At 34.5% G+C, this 16,975-nt stretch carries 19 protein-coding genes; 14 read left to right on the top strand and 5 right to left on the bottom strand.

Annotated elements, in window-relative coordinates; all coding sequences use genetic code 11:
- Positions 1-628 precede the first annotated feature (628 nt).
- On the top strand, positions 629-955 hold the full coding sequence (locus IEW44_RS10645; RefSeq protein WP_188615034.1) for a hypothetical protein: 327 nt from the start codon (positions 629-631) through the stop codon (positions 953-955).
- A 722-nt stretch (positions 956-1,677) separates the two neighbouring features.
- A complete protein-coding gene (locus IEW44_RS10640; protein WP_188615033.1) occupies positions 1,678-1,869 on the top strand; it encodes a hypothetical protein in 192 nt (63 codons plus the stop codon).
- A gap of 46 nt (positions 1,870-1,915) precedes the next feature.
- Here IEW44_RS10640 and IEW44_RS10635 read toward each other — a convergent pair whose 3' ends face one another.
- The 3 genes from IEW44_RS10635 to IEW44_RS10625 all read right to left on the bottom strand — a co-directional run bounded on the left by IEW44_RS10635 (position 1,916) and on the right by IEW44_RS10625 (position 3,811).
- Positions 1,916-2,554: a hypothetical protein gene (locus IEW44_RS10635; protein ID WP_188615032.1), complete on the bottom strand. Its 639-nt coding sequence runs from the start codon at positions 2,552-2,554 to the stop codon at positions 1,916-1,918.
- A 483-nt stretch (positions 2,555-3,037) separates the two neighbouring features.
- The gene (locus IEW44_RS10630; RefSeq protein WP_188615031.1) at positions 3,038-3,469 is read right to left on the bottom strand and encodes an HAAS signaling domain-containing protein; all 432 of its coding nucleotides are present in this window, start codon (positions 3,467-3,469) and stop codon (positions 3,038-3,040) included.
- Positions 3,470-3,472: 3 nt separating this feature from the next.
- Positions 3,473-3,811 carry a PadR family transcriptional regulator gene (locus tag IEW44_RS10625; RefSeq protein WP_188615030.1) on the bottom strand — a complete coding sequence of 113 codons (339 nt, stop codon included), beginning with the start codon at positions 3,809-3,811 and terminating at the stop codon, positions 3,473-3,475.
- A 715-nt stretch (positions 3,812-4,526) separates the two neighbouring features.
- On the opposite strand from IEW44_RS10625, the gene thrS reads away from it, so the two are divergent.
- The 7 genes from thrS to IEW44_RS10590 all read left to right on the top strand — a co-directional run bounded on the left by thrS (position 4,527) and on the right by IEW44_RS10590 (position 11,503).
- Positions 4,527-6,449 carry a threonine--tRNA ligase gene (thrS, locus tag IEW44_RS10620; RefSeq protein WP_188615029.1) on the top strand — a complete coding sequence of 641 codons (1,923 nt, stop codon included), beginning with the start codon at positions 4,527-4,529 and terminating at the stop codon, positions 6,447-6,449.
- A gap of 305 nt (positions 6,450-6,754) precedes the next feature.
- Entirely contained in the window at positions 6,755-7,558 is an 804-nt protein-coding gene (locus tag IEW44_RS10615) for a MerR family transcriptional regulator (protein ID WP_188615028.1), read from the top strand.
- Between the two features lie 4 nt (positions 7,559-7,562).
- Positions 7,563-8,207, top strand: coding sequence for a methyltransferase family protein (locus tag IEW44_RS10610; protein ID WP_188615027.1), 645 nt, complete (start codon positions 7,563-7,565; stop codon positions 8,205-8,207).
- A 57-nt stretch (positions 8,208-8,264) separates the two neighbouring features.
- On the top strand, positions 8,265-9,047 hold the full coding sequence (locus IEW44_RS10605; RefSeq protein ID WP_188615026.1) for an MBL fold metallo-hydrolase: 783 nt from the start codon (positions 8,265-8,267) through the stop codon (positions 9,045-9,047).
- Positions 9,048-9,174: 127 nt separating this feature from the next.
- Entirely contained in the window at positions 9,175-10,161 is a 987-nt protein-coding gene (locus IEW44_RS10600; protein ID WP_188615025.1) for a ketoacyl-ACP synthase III, read from the top strand.
- 116 nt (positions 10,162-10,277) lie between these two features.
- A complete protein-coding gene (locus tag IEW44_RS10595; protein WP_188615024.1) occupies positions 10,278-10,961 on the top strand; it encodes an MBL fold metallo-hydrolase in 684 nt (227 codons plus the stop codon).
- A gap of 191 nt (positions 10,962-11,152) precedes the next feature.
- On the top strand, positions 11,153-11,503 hold the full coding sequence (locus IEW44_RS10590; protein ID WP_188615023.1) for a DUF2200 domain-containing protein: 351 nt from the start codon (positions 11,153-11,155) through the stop codon (positions 11,501-11,503).
- A gap of 65 nt (positions 11,504-11,568) precedes the next feature.
- Here IEW44_RS10590 and IEW44_RS10585 read toward each other — a convergent pair whose 3' ends face one another.
- A complete protein-coding gene (locus IEW44_RS10585) occupies positions 11,569-11,898 on the bottom strand; it encodes a DUF1700 domain-containing protein (protein WP_188615022.1) in 330 nt (109 codons plus the stop codon).
- 202 nt (positions 11,899-12,100) lie between these two features.
- Between IEW44_RS10585 and IEW44_RS10580 the strand changes: the two genes are divergently transcribed.
- The 5 genes from IEW44_RS10580 to IEW44_RS10560 all read left to right on the top strand — a co-directional run bounded on the left by IEW44_RS10580 (position 12,101) and on the right by IEW44_RS10560 (position 16,409).
- Entirely contained in the window at positions 12,101-12,370 is a 270-nt protein-coding gene (locus IEW44_RS10580) for a hypothetical protein (RefSeq protein ID WP_188615021.1), read from the top strand.
- A gap of 247 nt (positions 12,371-12,617) precedes the next feature.
- Positions 12,618-13,091, top strand: a complete 474-nt coding sequence (locus tag IEW44_RS10575) for a hypothetical protein (RefSeq protein ID WP_188615020.1) — start codon at positions 12,618-12,620, stop codon at positions 13,089-13,091.
- Between the two features lie 12 nt (positions 13,092-13,103).
- On the top strand, positions 13,104-13,580 hold the full coding sequence (locus tag IEW44_RS10570; protein WP_188615019.1) for a GNAT family N-acetyltransferase: 477 nt from the start codon (positions 13,104-13,106) through the stop codon (positions 13,578-13,580).
- A 226-nt stretch (positions 13,581-13,806) separates the two neighbouring features.
- Positions 13,807-15,579, top strand: coding sequence for a glycerophosphoryl diester phosphodiesterase membrane domain-containing protein (locus IEW44_RS10565; RefSeq protein ID WP_188615018.1), 1,773 nt, complete (start codon positions 13,807-13,809; stop codon positions 15,577-15,579).
- Positions 15,580-15,701: 122 nt separating this feature from the next.
- Positions 15,702-16,409: a metallophosphoesterase family protein gene (locus IEW44_RS10560; RefSeq protein WP_188615017.1), complete on the top strand. Its 708-nt coding sequence runs from the start codon at positions 15,702-15,704 to the stop codon at positions 16,407-16,409.
- A gap of 111 nt (positions 16,410-16,520) precedes the next feature.
- On the opposite strand, the gene fabZ is transcribed toward IEW44_RS10560, so the two are convergent.
- Positions 16,521-16,952: a 3-hydroxyacyl-ACP dehydratase FabZ gene (fabZ, locus tag IEW44_RS10555; protein ID WP_188615016.1), complete on the bottom strand. Its 432-nt coding sequence runs from the start codon at positions 16,950-16,952 to the stop codon at positions 16,521-16,523.
- Positions 16,953-16,975: the final 23 nt, after the last annotated feature.

Genomic DNA, 16,975 nt, shown 5'->3' with positions numbered 1-16,975 from the left:
TTAAAAATAATGTAGTGATCTAATTATTATCACACTTCATATAGATAGTATTAAGATAAACGTCGTTCTTTGAATTGAAAGTTAGTAAAAAATGAATGAACTCTTTTATTTCTTTGGCGTCTATCTATGTAATTACTATTCATTAAAAGCATATAATGGAAAATAGTGAGGATTCGCATAAGGAGGCACATATGAAATATTCGTTGTTCAGAAGGATAGATGTCTTAGAAATAGCTATTATGTACTTTATTTGTTTCAGTGTAAATCTAATATTAATCTATGTAAGCCATTTAGCATTAAAAGATTCTTTTATGTTAGCCTCGTTTATCGCAAGTCTTTTAGATTTTCAACTTTTTATCAATATTGGTCTCACCTTTATGATAATTCTATTTCATTATCAATTTTTAGTCCGTAAAAAGACAGAGGTATCCTGTAGATTCCTTGTAGGAGATAGCATGTTCCGCATTAAAGTGAGATACGTGTTACATCATCTAACTATTTTGATATGTAGTTTTTTATTATCTCTTTTATTAAGTTCTTATTTAGAATTACAAGTAACAAGCAACCTCTACTTATTTGGTATTTTCATAATATACATAATATGCAGTGTTGGGCAGGTGAAAGAAGAATGAGGATTTTTCGATTTTTCATTACGCAAGTCTTTTTAAGGAAATGGCTTTTTGTTTTAGGAATAATGATTTTACTTCTGTTAGCTCACTTTCTTACATTTACCACAACTCGTTCGATTATTTCAACTTATCAAGGTTATCAACAAATAGAAGCGATAAACCAAGAAGATATTTTTATGGCAAATTTAGATCCCAACAGCACAACAGACTTTAACCAAATAGAGCTTGAAGACTCAAGAGAAATATATGAGTATCTAGATGCCAATTATGATTATGCCTTACATGTAGAAGGTTTTGTAGAGGTAATAATTTATGGTGGATACTAAATCTATAATAAATATGATATAGAAAAAAGTTATTAGCAGTATTTCTTTCTAAAGCAGAAAAAGTAAGTGGATTACATTCTTTGCTCACTTGGGTCTACTGCCGAATTATAAAAATTTGAATGAAGTGTGGTAAGTTCATATAATTATATACTACTATCCAAATTAGCCATATATATAATACCTTCAAATTTTTCTAGAGTATCTCATCGAGAAATCAAATTTGCCAACTTTACAATATGCTCTTGCCTTTTAACCAACCATTTTCAATGTTATGTTAATATATTTCCAGTCACTGAAGATCCTTCAATAAACGAGCCTGATAGTTTAGCGTTTTTTTTGGTCTATTAATGTTCCAACAATAGCTCCTAACAATATGTTAGTTAGTAAGATTGGATTTATTGAATTAATTGCAACCATTAGAATGAATGATAATACACCTGCGACACATGCGAAAAGAATTGCATTATATGACACGATATTTCCTCCTCGGCTTTAAAAATTCTTTTAGAAAAAGGATTGTTTGATTCGCAATTAATTTTAAAATAGGTGACTTATAAGTTACCTATTTTAGAGTTTGTTTACTTTAACGGTCATTTAAATATCTAGTAAGGGAACCAGTATTATAGACTTTTTGACTATTTAAATTTTTATAATAGTCAATATTGTGAGTGGATTTGAAGCCCACTTGTCCTACAGCGTTTGTAATACGAGCTCCTGGTTTCATGACAAAAGTATTCTTAGCAGTACTTGTACCTAATGGGAGTTTAAAAATCCATCTTGCATATTTTTCACTTAAACTACTGTCGTCTTTAACTGATGAGGAATATAAATTAAATGTCCATGAAACATTTGGTGTGAACCCACTTAGACCAACTGTAACTGATGCATTACTACTAGATGAAAATGGACCATAGGATCTTAATGTTTGGTTTGCCCAATCTTTTACAGAAAATCTTGTGATTATTTCTCTAGTTTGATAACTATTTTTAGGGATTGATTGAAGTATTTCACATCCCAAATTGAAACATTTCTACCATTTAGTACTTTTTCACCTTTATATAAATAATCAACATTACTTGTATATATCCCAGCTAAAGTGTTACGATCATGTATTCTAAAAGTATGTGAATCAACATGATCTCTTGGTGTTGCTCTCAGTGCACTAACCCGTGTGTTGGAATCATAAGTTTCATAAGCTTGTGCCAAAGCTGAATCAACAATGTCTTCATACTTCTCAGAATCTAAATTAGATAATACAAAATCTGTATGTATTACATTATTTTCTGTATATTTACTAACGCCTAAAACATTAAAATCCTCTGTTTCTTCAAGACTTACATTTCCATCTATGAAATCATTTATTTTAGACTGATCTAATGATTCACCATTGTTATGCAAAAATAAATATGTATTAGAGTCTTCTTGATTTTTTAATTGTTTTGACTCGATTGTTTTTGTTGTGTAACTTTCATTTTGTTTGTTTATTGAATCCTGATGAATATCAATAAACCATTCTGGGATTTCTTGAGCTGAAGTATTTGAGGCTAAAGTTAAAGCAATAAATAAAGTAAAGAAAGAGGTTAAAAAAATTTTTTTCATATTTTAGTCTCCTTAAATTGTATTTGGGTGTTATTATTATATAATCTATTTTTTGTCAGTAAAAAGCAAGTGTTTTTTACAAAAAAATCAAATGTTAAATAATTGTAATGAAAATATAACAATTAACTTACTGGAAGTACATGTGTAATGAGAAAATATATTTGTCTAACAGCATTCTATTACATTTCCTCTTGAGATGAATCAAGTGTATAATACTACGATTCTTACAGTGACTCATGATTTAACGTTAGCTCATCGCCATAAAAGAATTATTACTCTTGAAAGCGAGTTTTGATGACAGTCAAAACTTGCTTTTTATATATTATAATTTTTCGTTTTAAGTAAACGATATAAAATGAAAAATTGAATGGTGATAAGTAAGGTAACAAAAATAAGATAGCATAGGGATGTTAGATCAACAATGTTTCTACGGAAGAAGAAAAAGAATGTCATAGCTAACAAAATCCATGAAGCAGCAATACCTCAGTAAAGCTGTTTAATATTGTCTCGATTCCAATGCGACTTACGAAATACTAAGTTATTGCCTGCGATAAACATAATAAAACCAATGGCTGCTAATATAAAGTGCAACTCATCTTTAACAAAGAGTAAAGCCATTTCGGCCAACCCCATAATCGCTAAGGCGAGCATGTACCGAAAGCCAAAATCAACTTGTACATCATATAGCGGTTCAGTATGCATTGATATGTATTGTTTAGCATGTTCTTTAGGGGGAGGAAATTCATCGATTACTTTTTCAATGGCTACGTTTTCTGCTAATCCTTGCTGCATTTCATCGTTAATCATTGATAAGAAATGATCTTTTAATTCATTCACGATATTCTGTTTTTCTGTTTTAGGTAACGGGGTAAGGTAATGTTCGAAGTCTTGAAAGTAGTTATCTATTTTATTCATAACTTACAACTCCTTATCTAAAAATTGAATAGCAGTATAAAGACTTTCATAATCTACCATCCTCTGTGTTAATAGTGAGATTCCTTCTTCTGTGATTTTATAGTATTTGCGTGCAGGATTATTTTCGACTTCCACCCAGTAAGAGGTGATGTATTGTGCAGTGAGTAATCTTTTTAACACAGGGTAGATGGCTGCTTGAGAAATTGTAAACGCCTCTAATTGATTCATCGTTTTTACAATTTCATAACCATAAGAATCTCCTTTCTTTAAGATGAGTAATACACTGAGTTCTAACATTCCTTTTTTTAGTTGATTCAACCATTTTTCGTTATTATTATCCATAAACATATCATACATGAGAGATACCTATGTTGCAATGAAACATAGATATCAACTATTCATAGTAGTTAATTAAATTGTTTGATAATGATATCGCTGACTTAAAATGAATAGAGAGTTGGAACAATAGATAAGTTAGGTTAAATGCTCTAAGCAAACCGCATATTGTAGTTGTTACTAGACCAAACTAGATGTTTACAATAATCAACTAATGATGCTAAGTTCAAAGTATGTAAGAGCTAGGCAGAATTGATTGATATAGAAATAAAAATATAACAATAGAAAGTAAAATGGCTGATGATTAATAGACATGAAAGGATAATGGGGTAAACATTACATCACACATTACTAGGCTTTGCATTTGTAGTTTTGAAAAATGATGTTGACATAAAATGAATAATAAGATAAATTGAGTAATAATTTAAATAAATAAAATAATTTGAATGGTAAAAGCAATGAAAAGGATATGAATCGTTTTAGTGAAGAACAAAAGAGAGGGAAATCACCGGCTGAAAGTTTCCTGTTTGGACAATGCGATTTACTCCCTTGGAGCTGCACTAAGAAATTAGTGACGTATACAGACGTTATCTGTACTGATAAGCTACTGCTCTATGCAGTAGAAATTTGGGTGGTACCACGGGTGTTCAAGCATATATTCGTCCCTTTGCGGATGCGTGTGTGCTTTTTTTATTTGCCAAAAAAGAAAAGGAGAGGTAATATGTCAAATCAAAATGTAATCATTCAATTTCCGAATGGTGAGCAAAAGAGCTTTGCTAAAGGTATTACACTAAGCGAAATTGCACAGTCAATCAGTCCGAGTTTAGCTAAAAAATCAATTGTAGGAAGTGTAAATACAACAACAACCGATTTGACACAACCTATTCAAGAGCATGCACAAATCGCACTTTATGATGCTTCATCCGATGAAGGTTTACAGGTATTACGCCACTCAGCAGCGCATCTCTTAGCGCAGGCGATTAAACGATTATATCCAGATGTGCAGTTAGGTGTTGGCCCTGTTATTGAAAATGGCTTTTATTATGATGTTGCAATGCGTCATACACTTGTACCAGAGGACTTAAAGAAAATCGAACGTGAAATGAAGCGAATTGTAAATGAAAATCACACAGTGAACAGAAAGGAAGTAACTCGACAAGAGGCGCAACAAATTTTCGCCCATGACAAGTTGAAGTTAGAATTACTAGCATCTATTCCAATTGATGAGCGTGTTACGATTTATACCCAAGGCGAGTTTGTGGATTTATGTCGAGGGCCACATGTTCCCTCTACCAATAAAGTAAAGCATTTTACGTTAACAACAATTTCAGGGGCGTATTGGCGTGGCGATAGTAATAATGATATGTTACAGCGCATTTATGGTGTAGCTTTTGCTACAAAAGAGGAGATGGATGATTACTTTGTTTTTCTTGAAGAAGCTGAAAAGCGCAATCATCGCAAGCTAGGTAAAGAACTGCAATTATTTATGTTCTCTGAAGAGGCACCTGGTATGCCATTTTATTTAGCCAATGGGCAAATCATCCGTAACAACTTAGAGTCTTTTTTAAGAGAGTTACAAGCGAAGTATGATTATCAAGAAGTGCGTACACCAAGTATTATGAATCAACGCTTGTGGGAGCAGTCTGGCCACTGGGAACATTATAAGGACAATATGTATTTTACACAGGTGGATCAGCAAAACTTTGCCTTAAAGCCGATGAACTGCCCAGGGCATATGTTGATTTATAAAAATAGCTTACATTCTTATCGTGACTTGCCAATTCGGATGGCAGAGTTTGGTCAAGTGCATCGTCATGAATTTAGTGGTGCTTTAAATGGATTATTGCGCGTGCGCACATTTTGCCAAGACGATGCCCATATTTTTGTGACACCTGCACAAATTGAAGATGAAATTGCATTAGCCCTACAAATTATTGACCATGTCTATCAAGTATTTGGCTTTGAATATGAGATTGAGCTATCAACAAGGCCTGAGGAATATATGGGAGAGTTAGCTTTGTGGGATCAAGCGGAAGAAGCGCTTGAGCATGTGTTAAATCAATTAGGATATGCGTATAAAGTGAACTACGGGGATGGTGCTTTTTATGGCCCTAAAATCGACATTCATATACGAGATGCGATTAAGCGTAGTCATCAATGTGCCACAATACAATTAGATTTTCAACTGCCAGAGAAGTTTGATTTAACTTATATTAATGAAGAAAATGAAAAGGTGCGCCCTGTTGTACTTCACCGTGCTGTCTTTGGCTCAATTGACCGCTTCTTAGGCATTTTAATTGAACATTTTGGTGGGGTGTTCCCGTTATGGTTAGCCCCACAACAAGTGAAGATTATTGGGGTTTCAGATGTGCATCTACCCTATGTTACACAAGTGAAGGAAGCATTATGCCAAGCCAATATCCGAGCGGAAATTGACCAGCGTAATGAGAAGTTGGGACGTAAAATACGAGATGCCAAGATGCAGAAAGTACCTTATATTCTTGTGTTAGGTGATGAGGAGCAGCAAGAAGGTACAGTGACAGTACGTGCTCATCAACAAGAAGCGTTAGAGACCGTATCTGTAGATGTCTTTATTCAAAAATTAGAGCAGGAGATTCGACATAAGTTAAAGCCATTACAATGAATGTCATTTAACGCTAGTGGCATGGTAGGAAACAGAGGATGAAGTGATGTTAAAATCGCTTCATCTTTTTTACTGTGAAGGAGTGCCATTGTATAGTGAGCGCTTACTTTAAAATGGGCGTTATGATTCTCGCCTGTTCGTATACAAGTGCCTATTGCAGTGATGATACGTCGTCATAGATGAGGCATAAAGAAAGCAGAGGTATTACTACATAATGAATAAGGGAAGAATTAAACAATAGGGCTTGACCTTCCCCTTACAGGAGACCATAAAGTGAAAGTATCACAGCACAGGAGATGATGAATATGTTGTCGATTGGTGAGTTTTCTAAAATAGCACATCTCACATTAAAAACATTGCGTTATTACGATGAGATTGATTTACTCAAACCAGCATATATTGATGCTACTAATGGTTATCGTTATTACAATGTCACGCAACTAGAAACCGCATTGTATATTACAAGACTAAAAGGTTATATGTTTTCACTTGAGGAAATTAAAGCCATCTTAGTCAATCAGACCGATACTGATTTTTTACAGCATCAACTGAGAGCGCAGTATGACAAAATGACAGAAGCTATTGCTGCATACGAGACTTTGTTAACTAAGTTAACAAGTGACTTACAACAACTTGAGTTAACAAATAATATGATGCATTATTTGCAAGATATCGCCATAACTTTAGTGACACCTTTGCCAATCCATTTGATAACACAGCGTAAATCAATAGATATGGCTGATTTTCTCACTCATTTTAATGCGTTATTTAGCCAGGTAGTATTTCAACAAGTAACCCCCATCGCCAAACCTATGGCGATCTTGCATAGTGAGGTGTATCAGCCTGAACATAGCGATGTTGAATTAGCGATTCCTGTAAAAGAACAAACTGAACAAACGACATTATTTGATGTAGGTTTATGTGCTATGGCTACATTAATTGGTGATTATGAAGACTTGCCTGCCATCCATACTACGTTACGTGTTTGGATAGCGACCAATGCGTACCAAGTAAATGGTAAACCTTTTGAGATTTATCAAACCGACCCTTATACAACACCTCAACATCAACATGTGATTGAAGTTTATTTTCCTATTAAAGGAGTGTAGAACAATGTATGGTATACAACAATCAACCATAAAAGAAAAGTGTTTAATCTTTGGTGCAGAGCTTATTTATTTAATCATTGCTTATTATGTATTATTTATAATGCGTGAACCAACGGCTGTAGCAATAGGCTTATTTATCGCATTAATTATTACAACAATACGCTTAACAGCGATGATGTTTATTTGGCTGCCTAGAGGGATTAGTTGGCAAGAAGCTATTATGAACAGTGCGGCGTTTGGGATTTATTACTTAGGTTTTCCTATTTTATTTGTGATGAGTAGTCAAATACCGAATGCCACTGTAATTATAATAGGCTGGGTATTATTTATAGGTGGGAGTGTATTAAATACCGCTTCTGAGTTATTGCGTAAGCCATTTAAAGATAATCCTGCTAATAAGGGGAAATTATATACAGGTGGTTTATTTAAATATGCCATTCACATTAATTATTTAGGGGATTGTTTATGGGTGTTTGGTTTAGCCTTACTCGCGAATAATTGGTATGCCCTTATTATTCCGATTAGTTTATGCTTCGTCTTTATTTATGGTTATATTCCGAAGTCGGATGCCTACCTGCAACATAAATATGGTGCACAATTTACTGCCTATCGTAAAAAAACAAAAAAACTTATTCCTTATCTTTGGTAAGCCTTTTTAACTTCTCCTACGATAATAGTGTATGTTTATGGTAGAGGGGGCGTTATTATGTTAAAAGATGAATGGTTTACAGTAAGCCAAATTGACCGTAACACATATGCAATCAGCGAGTTAGGTCATTGGGAGAAGGTGCATTCCTTTTTATTAATCGGACAAAATAAAGCTGCATTAATTGATACAGGTTTGGGGATTGATAATCTAAAACGTATTACGGATCAATTAACGTCACTGCCCATTGATGTGATTACTACACATGTACATTCCGATCATATTGGCAGTCACGGAGCTTATACTCGTATATTTGTGCATGCTTATGAGGAAGAGTGGCTTAAGACAGGTATTGTGGGTTTATCTCTTGAACAAATTAGAGCGAATACAGCTAGAGATATTACAATACCTGTACCCGCTACATTTAATCCAACTACGTATACGCCGTTTATGGGTGTACCAACAGGTGTCTTGCATGATGGGGATGAGATTGCATTAGGAAATCGCACATTGCAAGTTTATCACACACCTGGTCATTCACCTGGGCATATCGTAATTTTTGATAGGCAAACAGGCTATTTATTTACAGGAGATTTATTATATGATACTACACCTATTTATGCCTTTTACCCTACAACAAGCCCAGTGGATTTAGTGAATTCTTTAGAGCGCATTACACAAATCTCAGGTGTGACCATGATTTATGGGTCACATCATACATTGGGGATTACACCTGCCATCTTTGAAGAAGTCAAACGAGCCACTCGTTATTTGCGTCAGCAGGATTTAATAAGGTTTGGAACGGGTATTCATACATTTGAAGGCTTTAGCATCCAGTTTTAACAATTAAAAAACATTCCTTTTGTGTTATATTTTGTATTATAAAGGTACTTTATGTTAAATTGATATAGTTAACATTATTTGTTAATAAAAATATAAAGTATAACGTAATTGTGGAGGTAATGGAGATATGTTAAAAGGGGTAAGTATGAAAGAGTTAGCGATTTATCATCCTACGCATCAACTAGATAATGAGCATTTTATTCAACATTTTGAAAAACAAGATAAGGATATCGTAGGCTTATTAGAAAAAATCGGTTCGAAAGTACGTTATCAAATTAAAGGTACAGAAGAGAATAGTTTAACAATGGCAATAGAGGCAGCACGTGAAGTGCTCACTAAAGCTCAAGTAGCAGTAGAAGATATAGATATGATTGTATTTATTAGCATGACACCTGAACGTTTATCACCTACCAATGCACTGATGATTCATGAAGCACTTGCAGGAAAGGAAGATACATTGTGCTATGATTTAAATGCCAATTGTATAGGTATGTTTATTGGAGTAGAGCAAATAACACGCACATTAGTAACTTCAAATAACAAAAGGGCTTTGGTGATAGGTTCTGATTTTTATAGTTTAATTATGAATCCTGAAAACCCTGTTACGTATCCAACATTTGGCGAGGCAGCAGTAGCATTGATTTTAGAGAAGGATCATTCAGATAGTGAGCTAATAGATGTTGTCTACCAATCCAATACAAATTTCACAGAAGAAATTGTTTACCCACCAAAGGGATTAGCAAAAACGGTACGTGAAAAAGAAGATGCAAGTTATATGTATTGGGGTAATTTTGATGGCATTGATAGTGTTAAATTCGCGATTGATTCGATCCCTAAAATGTTAGCAAAGCATCAGTTAACAACAAATGATATAGGGGCATATTGCTTCTCGCAATTGTCAAAAAGGAATATTAATTTAATTAAGGAAGCATTAAACTTACCTGCAGATAAAGTGAGCTATGTTGGCGATCGCTATGGTTATACAGGCAATAACAGCCCATTTTTAGCTTTGTATGAAGATATACAAGCTGGCAAAATTAAAAGGGGTGACTATATTATGTTTTGGACATTGGGCTCTGGTTATCAAGCAGGTACAATGTTGTGGCGCTATTAGTGAATAAACTGTATTATGAGGAGTTCATCTCCTCATGGTACAGTTTATTTTTTGAGCATAATAGCTAGGTGGTAAAGTTTAGAGTAAAATAAAAATGTATTATGGGAGGTGTGATAATGGAATTAGTAGAATTACTAATAAAATTTGAATTCAATGGTCAAGAAAATTGGATTTCTCCCATATTAATTGTACAAGGAGAAGGGTTAATTTTAGTTGATGCAGGCTATGCGAATTTTCTACCATTCATTGAAGTGGCTATTCAAGAAGCTAGTTATGACACAACGCAGTTGCAACATATAATAATTACGCATTATGATGACCATATTGGCTCATTATATGCTTTAAAAGAGAAATACCCACATGTAACGATTATAGTGAGTGCTATTGAAGCGCCATCAATTAGTGGTGCACAACCATCAGAACGTTTAATCCAAGCACAAGAAATACTTGCACATATGCCTAAAGAACAAAAAGACTTTGGTGAATGGTTTGTCCAACAATTACAGTCACTTGAATATGTGAGAGTAGACAAAACAGTAAATCATCTAGATCTGATTTTACAAGACGCCTGTCAAGTTATTGCGACGCCAGGTCATACAGCAGGGCATATTTCGTTATTCTTCCCAGCACTGAATAGTATCATTACAGGTGATGCGGCTGTACATGAAGCAGGGCAATTAACGGTTGCAAACCTTCAATTCGGTTTAGATCTGAAAACAGCAGAGCAATCATTACAAACGGTGAAAAATTTACAAGCAAAAGTATATTACTGTTATCATGGTGGGAGATACGAAGTGTAATTGAAACTATAGGACGAGTACATGTAACGATTCAGCGATAAAATAGTAACATTTTTTATTCATTAAAAGTGTATGAGGTGTAAGCTATAACCACAACATCAAGCCTTGCTTTATGCACGTGATGCCTAGTTTACCCATCTTTAGATGTAGTGATTAAAGGGTATCATTGAATTAAGATAGGAGGTTATTATATGGCAAAGCATAATATTTATAAGATGCCTATTATAAAAGTATATCCCCACTATATAACAAAGGCAGAAAAGAAAGGGCGAGGTCAACAAGAAGTAGATGTCATTATGCAGTGGCTAACAGGTTACAATCAGCAACAATTAAGGGAGCACTTAGCCAATGAAACAAGTTTTGAAGATTTTTTTGCGCAAGCTCCGCAGTTAAATCCTAAACGTTTGCTCATTACAGGTGTGATTTGTGGCGTGCGTATTGAAGACATTGAAGAGCCTATCATGCGAGAGATTCGTTATTTAGATAAGTTAATAGATGAGTTAGGTAAAGGTAGGGCAATGGATAAAATATTACGCGCCTAATAAAGTAAAACCCATTCCTAGCGTCATGTCGGAATGGGTTTTATGCTTAAATTAGGTTAACGATTTTAGTAGTAAATCGCCTGTTGGTTCATCTTAATGTATAAGATGGCTGCTTTTGCAGTTAACGTAGTCATCTTTTTCGCTATCGGATATAAAAATATGCCAATAGCAAATAATACAATACTCCCGATAAACTCCCACCATACAAACGACTGCAAATCCAAAGCAATTAAACTAAGCAGTGCCAATGGAGATGCTATAAAAGAAGCAATGACGATCCATAAACTTGCAATGAGAGCAACTATGCCGATAGCCACCCCTGTAATAAAAATAAAGTTAAAGCAAAGCAAACTAATTAACACGATATAATTGATTCGTTTTGTCTCTTGATACATAGGTTACCGTACTCCCTTCCAGTTAGTATACTTTTACGATAAGGGATGGTGTACAGGGCAACAAGCAACGAAACGTTACACCTTGTACAAATAAGTTTATAAGGCGTTGCATATCACGCAACAATTACTAATAAATACAATAATCTATGATATTATGTAGTGATATTCCATTTAGGTAAATGTAGTGAGGGGAGAGGGATTTGTGCAAGGACAACGTAAAGCGTTTATATTTTTTCTGATAGGATTTATTGTGAGTTGGAGTGGTAGTGTACTGCCAGTGAATTCGCGTATTGTTGTGACTGCTTGTTTTGTTGTGAGTTTACTTTGTTATATTTTATTTTTTTATACATATTTATGGCATATCAAAGAGGAGAAACAGCGCTTATCTTCTATTTTATTTATAGTTATGACAGCTATAGCTGGTTATACAGCGAGTAAGTTATTTTTTATCACAGCTATGTATTGGGGGTAAGGCTCGCCGTTATTGTTTAGCTATAAGTGTTGTAGCTATCAAAATGGCATGCGAATCATTATGTACATACTAAGGCATGCATTGATAAAAGATATGTTGTTATTTTAGTGTGAAATATTTGTGCGATACCTAAGGTGAGTACAATTTTTTGTTAATATTTGTGCTATTTTTGTACACATGCTATCTTTAAAAGATATGAGTATACGGTAAGAAAAGTACAGAGTTAGTGAAAGGATGTATCATCTGTTTGGTACAAAAAAATGATGCAGTGAAAAAATTAATGATAGGTTGGCTTTTTATGGCAACGACCTATACGATCATTTGTTTAAGTTTCTTTGCAGCTGAAGATTATGATAAAAGGGCATTGAGTTTAAGTCTTATATTAGTCCCCTATGTGATAGGGGCCATTTATTATGCCGTATTTTGTAAAAATAAAACCGCATTATTTTATACACTAGGTTTGTTATTACCTTGTTTTATTGAGCGTCTGATGATTTACGGTGCAAGTGCTTATTACTATCATATATCACTCTTTTATCCTAAAAAAATAATGCGAACTATAGCAGATGAAGGCTCTAATATTGGTATGATGCATTACGAGACAGTAGCTAATTTTGCCAATACCATTGTCTTTTTTAATTGGCATTACGTAATAGGAGGCACACTATTCACCATCTTATTAACGATGGTGTTAACAGCCTTTCAAAAGAGTCCGAAATAAAAGAGGTGTAATATGTTAGCGACAAAAAATTGTAAATTAGTATCTTTAGATGCGACGCATGATGCACTGATCCATGCATTATATACAAATGATAAAGTGCGTGCCTATTTAGGTGGTACACGCACAAAATCACAAATCCAAGTGATTTATGCAGAGTTTTTGACAATGCCTTATTACTGGGCAGTTTATGAAAAGCAGACAAACACCGCATGTGGCTTAATTTGTTTAGACCAACATCATGATGGTGAGTATTACGAGCTGTCTTATCAATTTTTGCCAGAGTGGTGGGGAAAAGGGTATGCTAAACAATGTGCCCTAGCGGTATTGCACTATGCTTTTGAGCAATTAAAAGTAGATAAAATCATTGCCGAAACGCAATGTGCTAATCGTGCATCTTGTCGATTATTAGAGAGCATCGGCATGACTATTGACAAACAAGTGGAGCGCTTTGGTGCTCAACAATATATTTATAGTAAAACAAAGCTGTAATACAATGGTGAAAGCTTATTTGTCTAATATTTTTTACACTTTATTGCATTTGAGAACAATAAAAATACTACTGAGTTAACTATTCAGTGGTATTTTTTTATGCCTGATATGAATGAAGTTATCTTGTATTATTGAAAATTATTGTAAAATTAAGCTGTTAGTTGATGCATTCTTTTGTATGATAGAAATAAAATATATCACGTAAAATACTATTGAGGTGAAAATAATGAAGATGTTTTCCGTATTGCAAATGAGTGCGAAACGTATTACAGCAAACCCGAAAGAATATTTATTTGGCTTTATCTTATTGCAAAGTATTCGTTGGTTTATCGCACTGCCTATTGTGTTATTTTTGTTTTACACGATGTTAGAGATGGCTGGGTTATCTAGTATTACCAACACAAATCTTGTACAACTACTCTCAAGCCCACTCGCATTAGTTTGTTTATTGATTTTATTGTTTTTATTAACATTTTTTATTTTTTATGAGTTTGGGTATTATTTTTTATTAGCAAAGTATCAACGTTCGAATGAAAAATTCACGTTTCGCACGATCATTCGTGATTTAAATGCGAAGTTGCCAAAGTTTTTTAGCTTGCATTTTTTATTATTTACGGTGTATATGGCAATTATGTTGCCTATTGCTTCGCTAGGATTAAACACCTCTTGGACAGCCTCACTACAAATCCCTAAATTTATTACAGATGAATTAGAGAACACAACAATGGGTGCAATTATTGTGCTAGTCAGTTTATTGCTTGTATTGTATGTAAATGTGCGTTTTATTTTCACCTTACTATACTTTGCAACAGACAAAGAGGCATCACTACGTAAATCATTAAAATTGAGTTGGCAAAACACAAAAGGTAAAGTCATAAAAATTGTAGTGAGCTTGCTGTTAATTGTAGTGAGTTTTTCACTGATTATTACATGTACTACGCTAATCAGTCTAGCGCCTTTATTTATTGCTGAACATTATGCCCATATTCAACTGCCCATTTTAGCAGGTATTAGTTTTACCTTGATTCAAGGTGTTGCCTTTGTATTAAGCGCTCTGTTACAACCTATGTTAACAGAGGCATTAACCATTATTGAAAGAGGTGACCAACAGCAAGTAGTAAGCACATATCAAGGGATGACATTAACACAATATGCAAAAAAATATCGCTGGTTGCTAGCAGCAGGCTTTATCATTTTTGCCTTCATTCATACTAGTACATTAAAAGAGACCGTATATCAGCCGCTAACAAAAATTGTTGCTCATCGTGGTTATGCCGCAGTTGCATTAGAGAATACAGTTGCTAGTTTGGAGGCTGCGCACAAAGCAGGAGCCGAGATGGTTGAAATGGATATTCAAGAAACAAAAGATAAAAAGTTTGTTGTTTATCATGATAAAACATTGCGTCGTCTTGGTGGTTCAAGTGATATCATTGGTAAGATGACGCTCGCTGAGTTAGAGCAAGTTACATTAACAAGTGGTAAATTTAAAGAGCCCTTACCAACATTTGAAGATTATATTGACCGTGCTAAAGAATTAGACATGAAGTTGCTTGTCGAAACAAAAATTTATGGGCATGAGTCACCAGAGATGGAAGCCAATTTGATAAAACTTTTACAAGAAAAAGATGTGGCTTATGATTATGTTGTGCAATCGTTAGACCCTAAACATTTGAAAAAGATGAAGGAGCTAGACCCCTTAATTGCAACAAGTGAAATTATTGCCTTAAATATTGGTGAGATTCCAGATACTACAGCTGATTTTTTAAGTTTAGAAGATTTCTCTGTCACAAAGTCTTTAAAGCAAAGAGCTGATGAAGCGGATAAAAAGATTTTTGTATGGACGGTTAATCAAGAAGATTTAATGCACCATTATATGCGTTTAGATGTATATGGTTTAATTACGAATTATGTAACAGAAGCGGTCAAAGTGCGTGACTCTTATGAAGAAGATCAAGGATTGTTACAGCGGGTGCAATTTTTAATCGAGGAGAATTTATAATAGGTGTGGAGGTGTTCTTTATGTGAACATCTCTTTTTTTGATAAAATATGTGAGGAAAGAATACAAAGTCAATACTAAAGAGCCGATGATAAAGCATAAGTAACGACAATAGGGGGATTTTATGAGAAAAGCATTTGTTGTAAGTGATATTCACGGGATGTATGAGAGCTTTGAACAACTATTAAGTTATTGGCAACAAGAAGATGAATTAGTCATTTTAGGGGATATGATTGATCGTGGGCCACAATCATTAGAGGTGCTCCAAAAAATTATGCAGCTGCAACAAACTCACAAAGTAACGGTAGTGATGGGAAATCACGATCAGATGCTACTTGATTTTTTACGTTATCCTAAAGAGGCGCAGTCAAGATATGAGCGCAATGGTGGTATGGCAACACTGCAATCTTTACTAGCAGAGGAGTTTGCGCGCCCTATTGAAGAGTATGTGTCTTTAATTCCACAAAAAAGGCCTGATGAATTGGCATTTTTAGCAAAGAGTAAACGCTTTTATGTGTTTAACCAAGTGTTATTTACACATGCAGGCTTTGATACGCGCCTTGAAGATTGGCAGCTTACGGCAAAAGATGACTTTATTTGGATTAGAGAGCATTATACATTGCCAAATAAAACAAGCTATACCAATGTTTTTGGTCATACACCAACAAAATATATTAATCCTGATGAAACCAATCGTATTTGGCTAGGTGATGAGGGGCGTTATGTCGCGATTGATGGTGGCGCAGTATATGGTGGGCAGTTAAATGGCTTGTTAATTCGTGAAGATGGACAAATCGTACAAACGTATGCCATACCTTCTACAGACAAATGATGCATAGATAATGAAAACAGCAAAGTGACAGATGTCGGTTTGCTGTTTTTTAGTGACCACTAGGTAATTATTATTTTGCATGTATATGGCTAAGAAGTGGCCAACTCGTAGTTAAGCTTGATCCATTAATGCAAATGTTACTTCTGCCTCACATGCCACTTCACCTTCAACAGTAGCTACAGCCGTTGCTTTAGCAATCTTTCCTCGTGTACGTGTCATCGTAACTTCTAAACGTAACTGGTCACCCGGCACAACTTGGCGTTTGAATCGGCATTTATCAATGCCTGCGAATAAACCAATTTGCCCTTTGTTTTCCTCTTTCATAAGCATGATAACAGCGCTCACTTGTGCCAATGCTTCCACAATTAACACACCTGGCATTACAGGATAATTAGGGAAATGGCCATTGAAAAATTCTTCGTTAGCTGTCACATTTTTAATCCCAACAGCATGCTTCCCCTCTTCAACTTCTAAAATACGATCCACTAATAAAAAGGGATAACGATGTGGAATAATAGCTTGAATCTCTTGTGTATTTAACATAATGATTGCTCCTTAGTATTTGA

The organism is Lysinibacillus alkalisoli (assembly GCF_014643595.1).
In the GTDB taxonomy this organism is placed as follows: domain Bacteria; phylum Bacillota; class Bacilli; order Bacillales_A; family Planococcaceae; genus Metalysinibacillus; species Metalysinibacillus alkalisoli.
The sequence above is the reverse complement of the archived record's forward strand: the minus strand, read 5'-3'. Positions and strand labels throughout refer to the sequence as shown.

Coding starts and splice junctions, on each gene's coding strand:
- IEW44_RS10645 (WP_188615034.1), top strand. CDS start 629: ATGAGGATTTTTCGATTTTTCATTACGCAAGTCTTTTTAAGGAAATGG.
- IEW44_RS10640 (WP_188615033.1), top strand. CDS start 1,678: ATGACAAAAGTATTCTTAGCAGTACTTGTACCTAATGGGAGTTTAAAA.
- IEW44_RS10635 (WP_188615032.1), bottom strand. CDS start 2,554: ATGAAAAAAATTTTTTTAACCTCTTTCTTTACTTTATTTATTGCTTTA.
- IEW44_RS10630 (WP_188615031.1), bottom strand. CDS start 3,469: ATGAATAAAATAGATAACTACTTTCAAGACTTCGAACATTACCTTACC.
- IEW44_RS10625 (WP_188615030.1), bottom strand. CDS start 3,811: ATGGATAATAATAACGAAAAATGGTTGAATCAACTAAAAAAAGGAATG.
- thrS (WP_188615029.1), top strand. CDS start 4,527: ATGTCAAATCAAAATGTAATCATTCAATTTCCGAATGGTGAGCAAAAG.
- IEW44_RS10615 (WP_188615028.1), top strand. CDS start 6,755: ATGTTGTCGATTGGTGAGTTTTCTAAAATAGCACATCTCACATTAAAA.
- IEW44_RS10610 (WP_188615027.1), top strand. CDS start 7,563: ATGTATGGTATACAACAATCAACCATAAAAGAAAAGTGTTTAATCTTT.
- IEW44_RS10605 (WP_188615026.1), top strand. CDS start 8,265: ATGTTAAAAGATGAATGGTTTACAGTAAGCCAAATTGACCGTAACACA.
- IEW44_RS10600 (WP_188615025.1), top strand. CDS start 9,175: ATGTTAAAAGGGGTAAGTATGAAAGAGTTAGCGATTTATCATCCTACG.
- IEW44_RS10595 (WP_188615024.1), top strand. CDS start 10,278: ATGGAATTAGTAGAATTACTAATAAAATTTGAATTCAATGGTCAAGAA.
- IEW44_RS10590 (WP_188615023.1), top strand. CDS start 11,153: ATGGCAAAGCATAATATTTATAAGATGCCTATTATAAAAGTATATCCC.
- IEW44_RS10585 (WP_188615022.1), bottom strand. CDS start 11,898: ATGTATCAAGAGACAAAACGAATCAATTATATCGTGTTAATTAGTTTG.
- IEW44_RS10570 (WP_188615019.1), top strand. CDS start 13,104: ATGTTAGCGACAAAAAATTGTAAATTAGTATCTTTAGATGCGACGCAT.
- IEW44_RS10565 (WP_188615018.1), top strand. CDS start 13,807: ATGAAGATGTTTTCCGTATTGCAAATGAGTGCGAAACGTATTACAGCA.
- IEW44_RS10560 (WP_188615017.1), top strand. CDS start 15,702: ATGAGAAAAGCATTTGTTGTAAGTGATATTCACGGGATGTATGAGAGC.
- fabZ (WP_188615016.1), bottom strand. CDS start 16,952: ATGTTAAATACACAAGAGATTCAAGCTATTATTCCACATCGTTATCCC.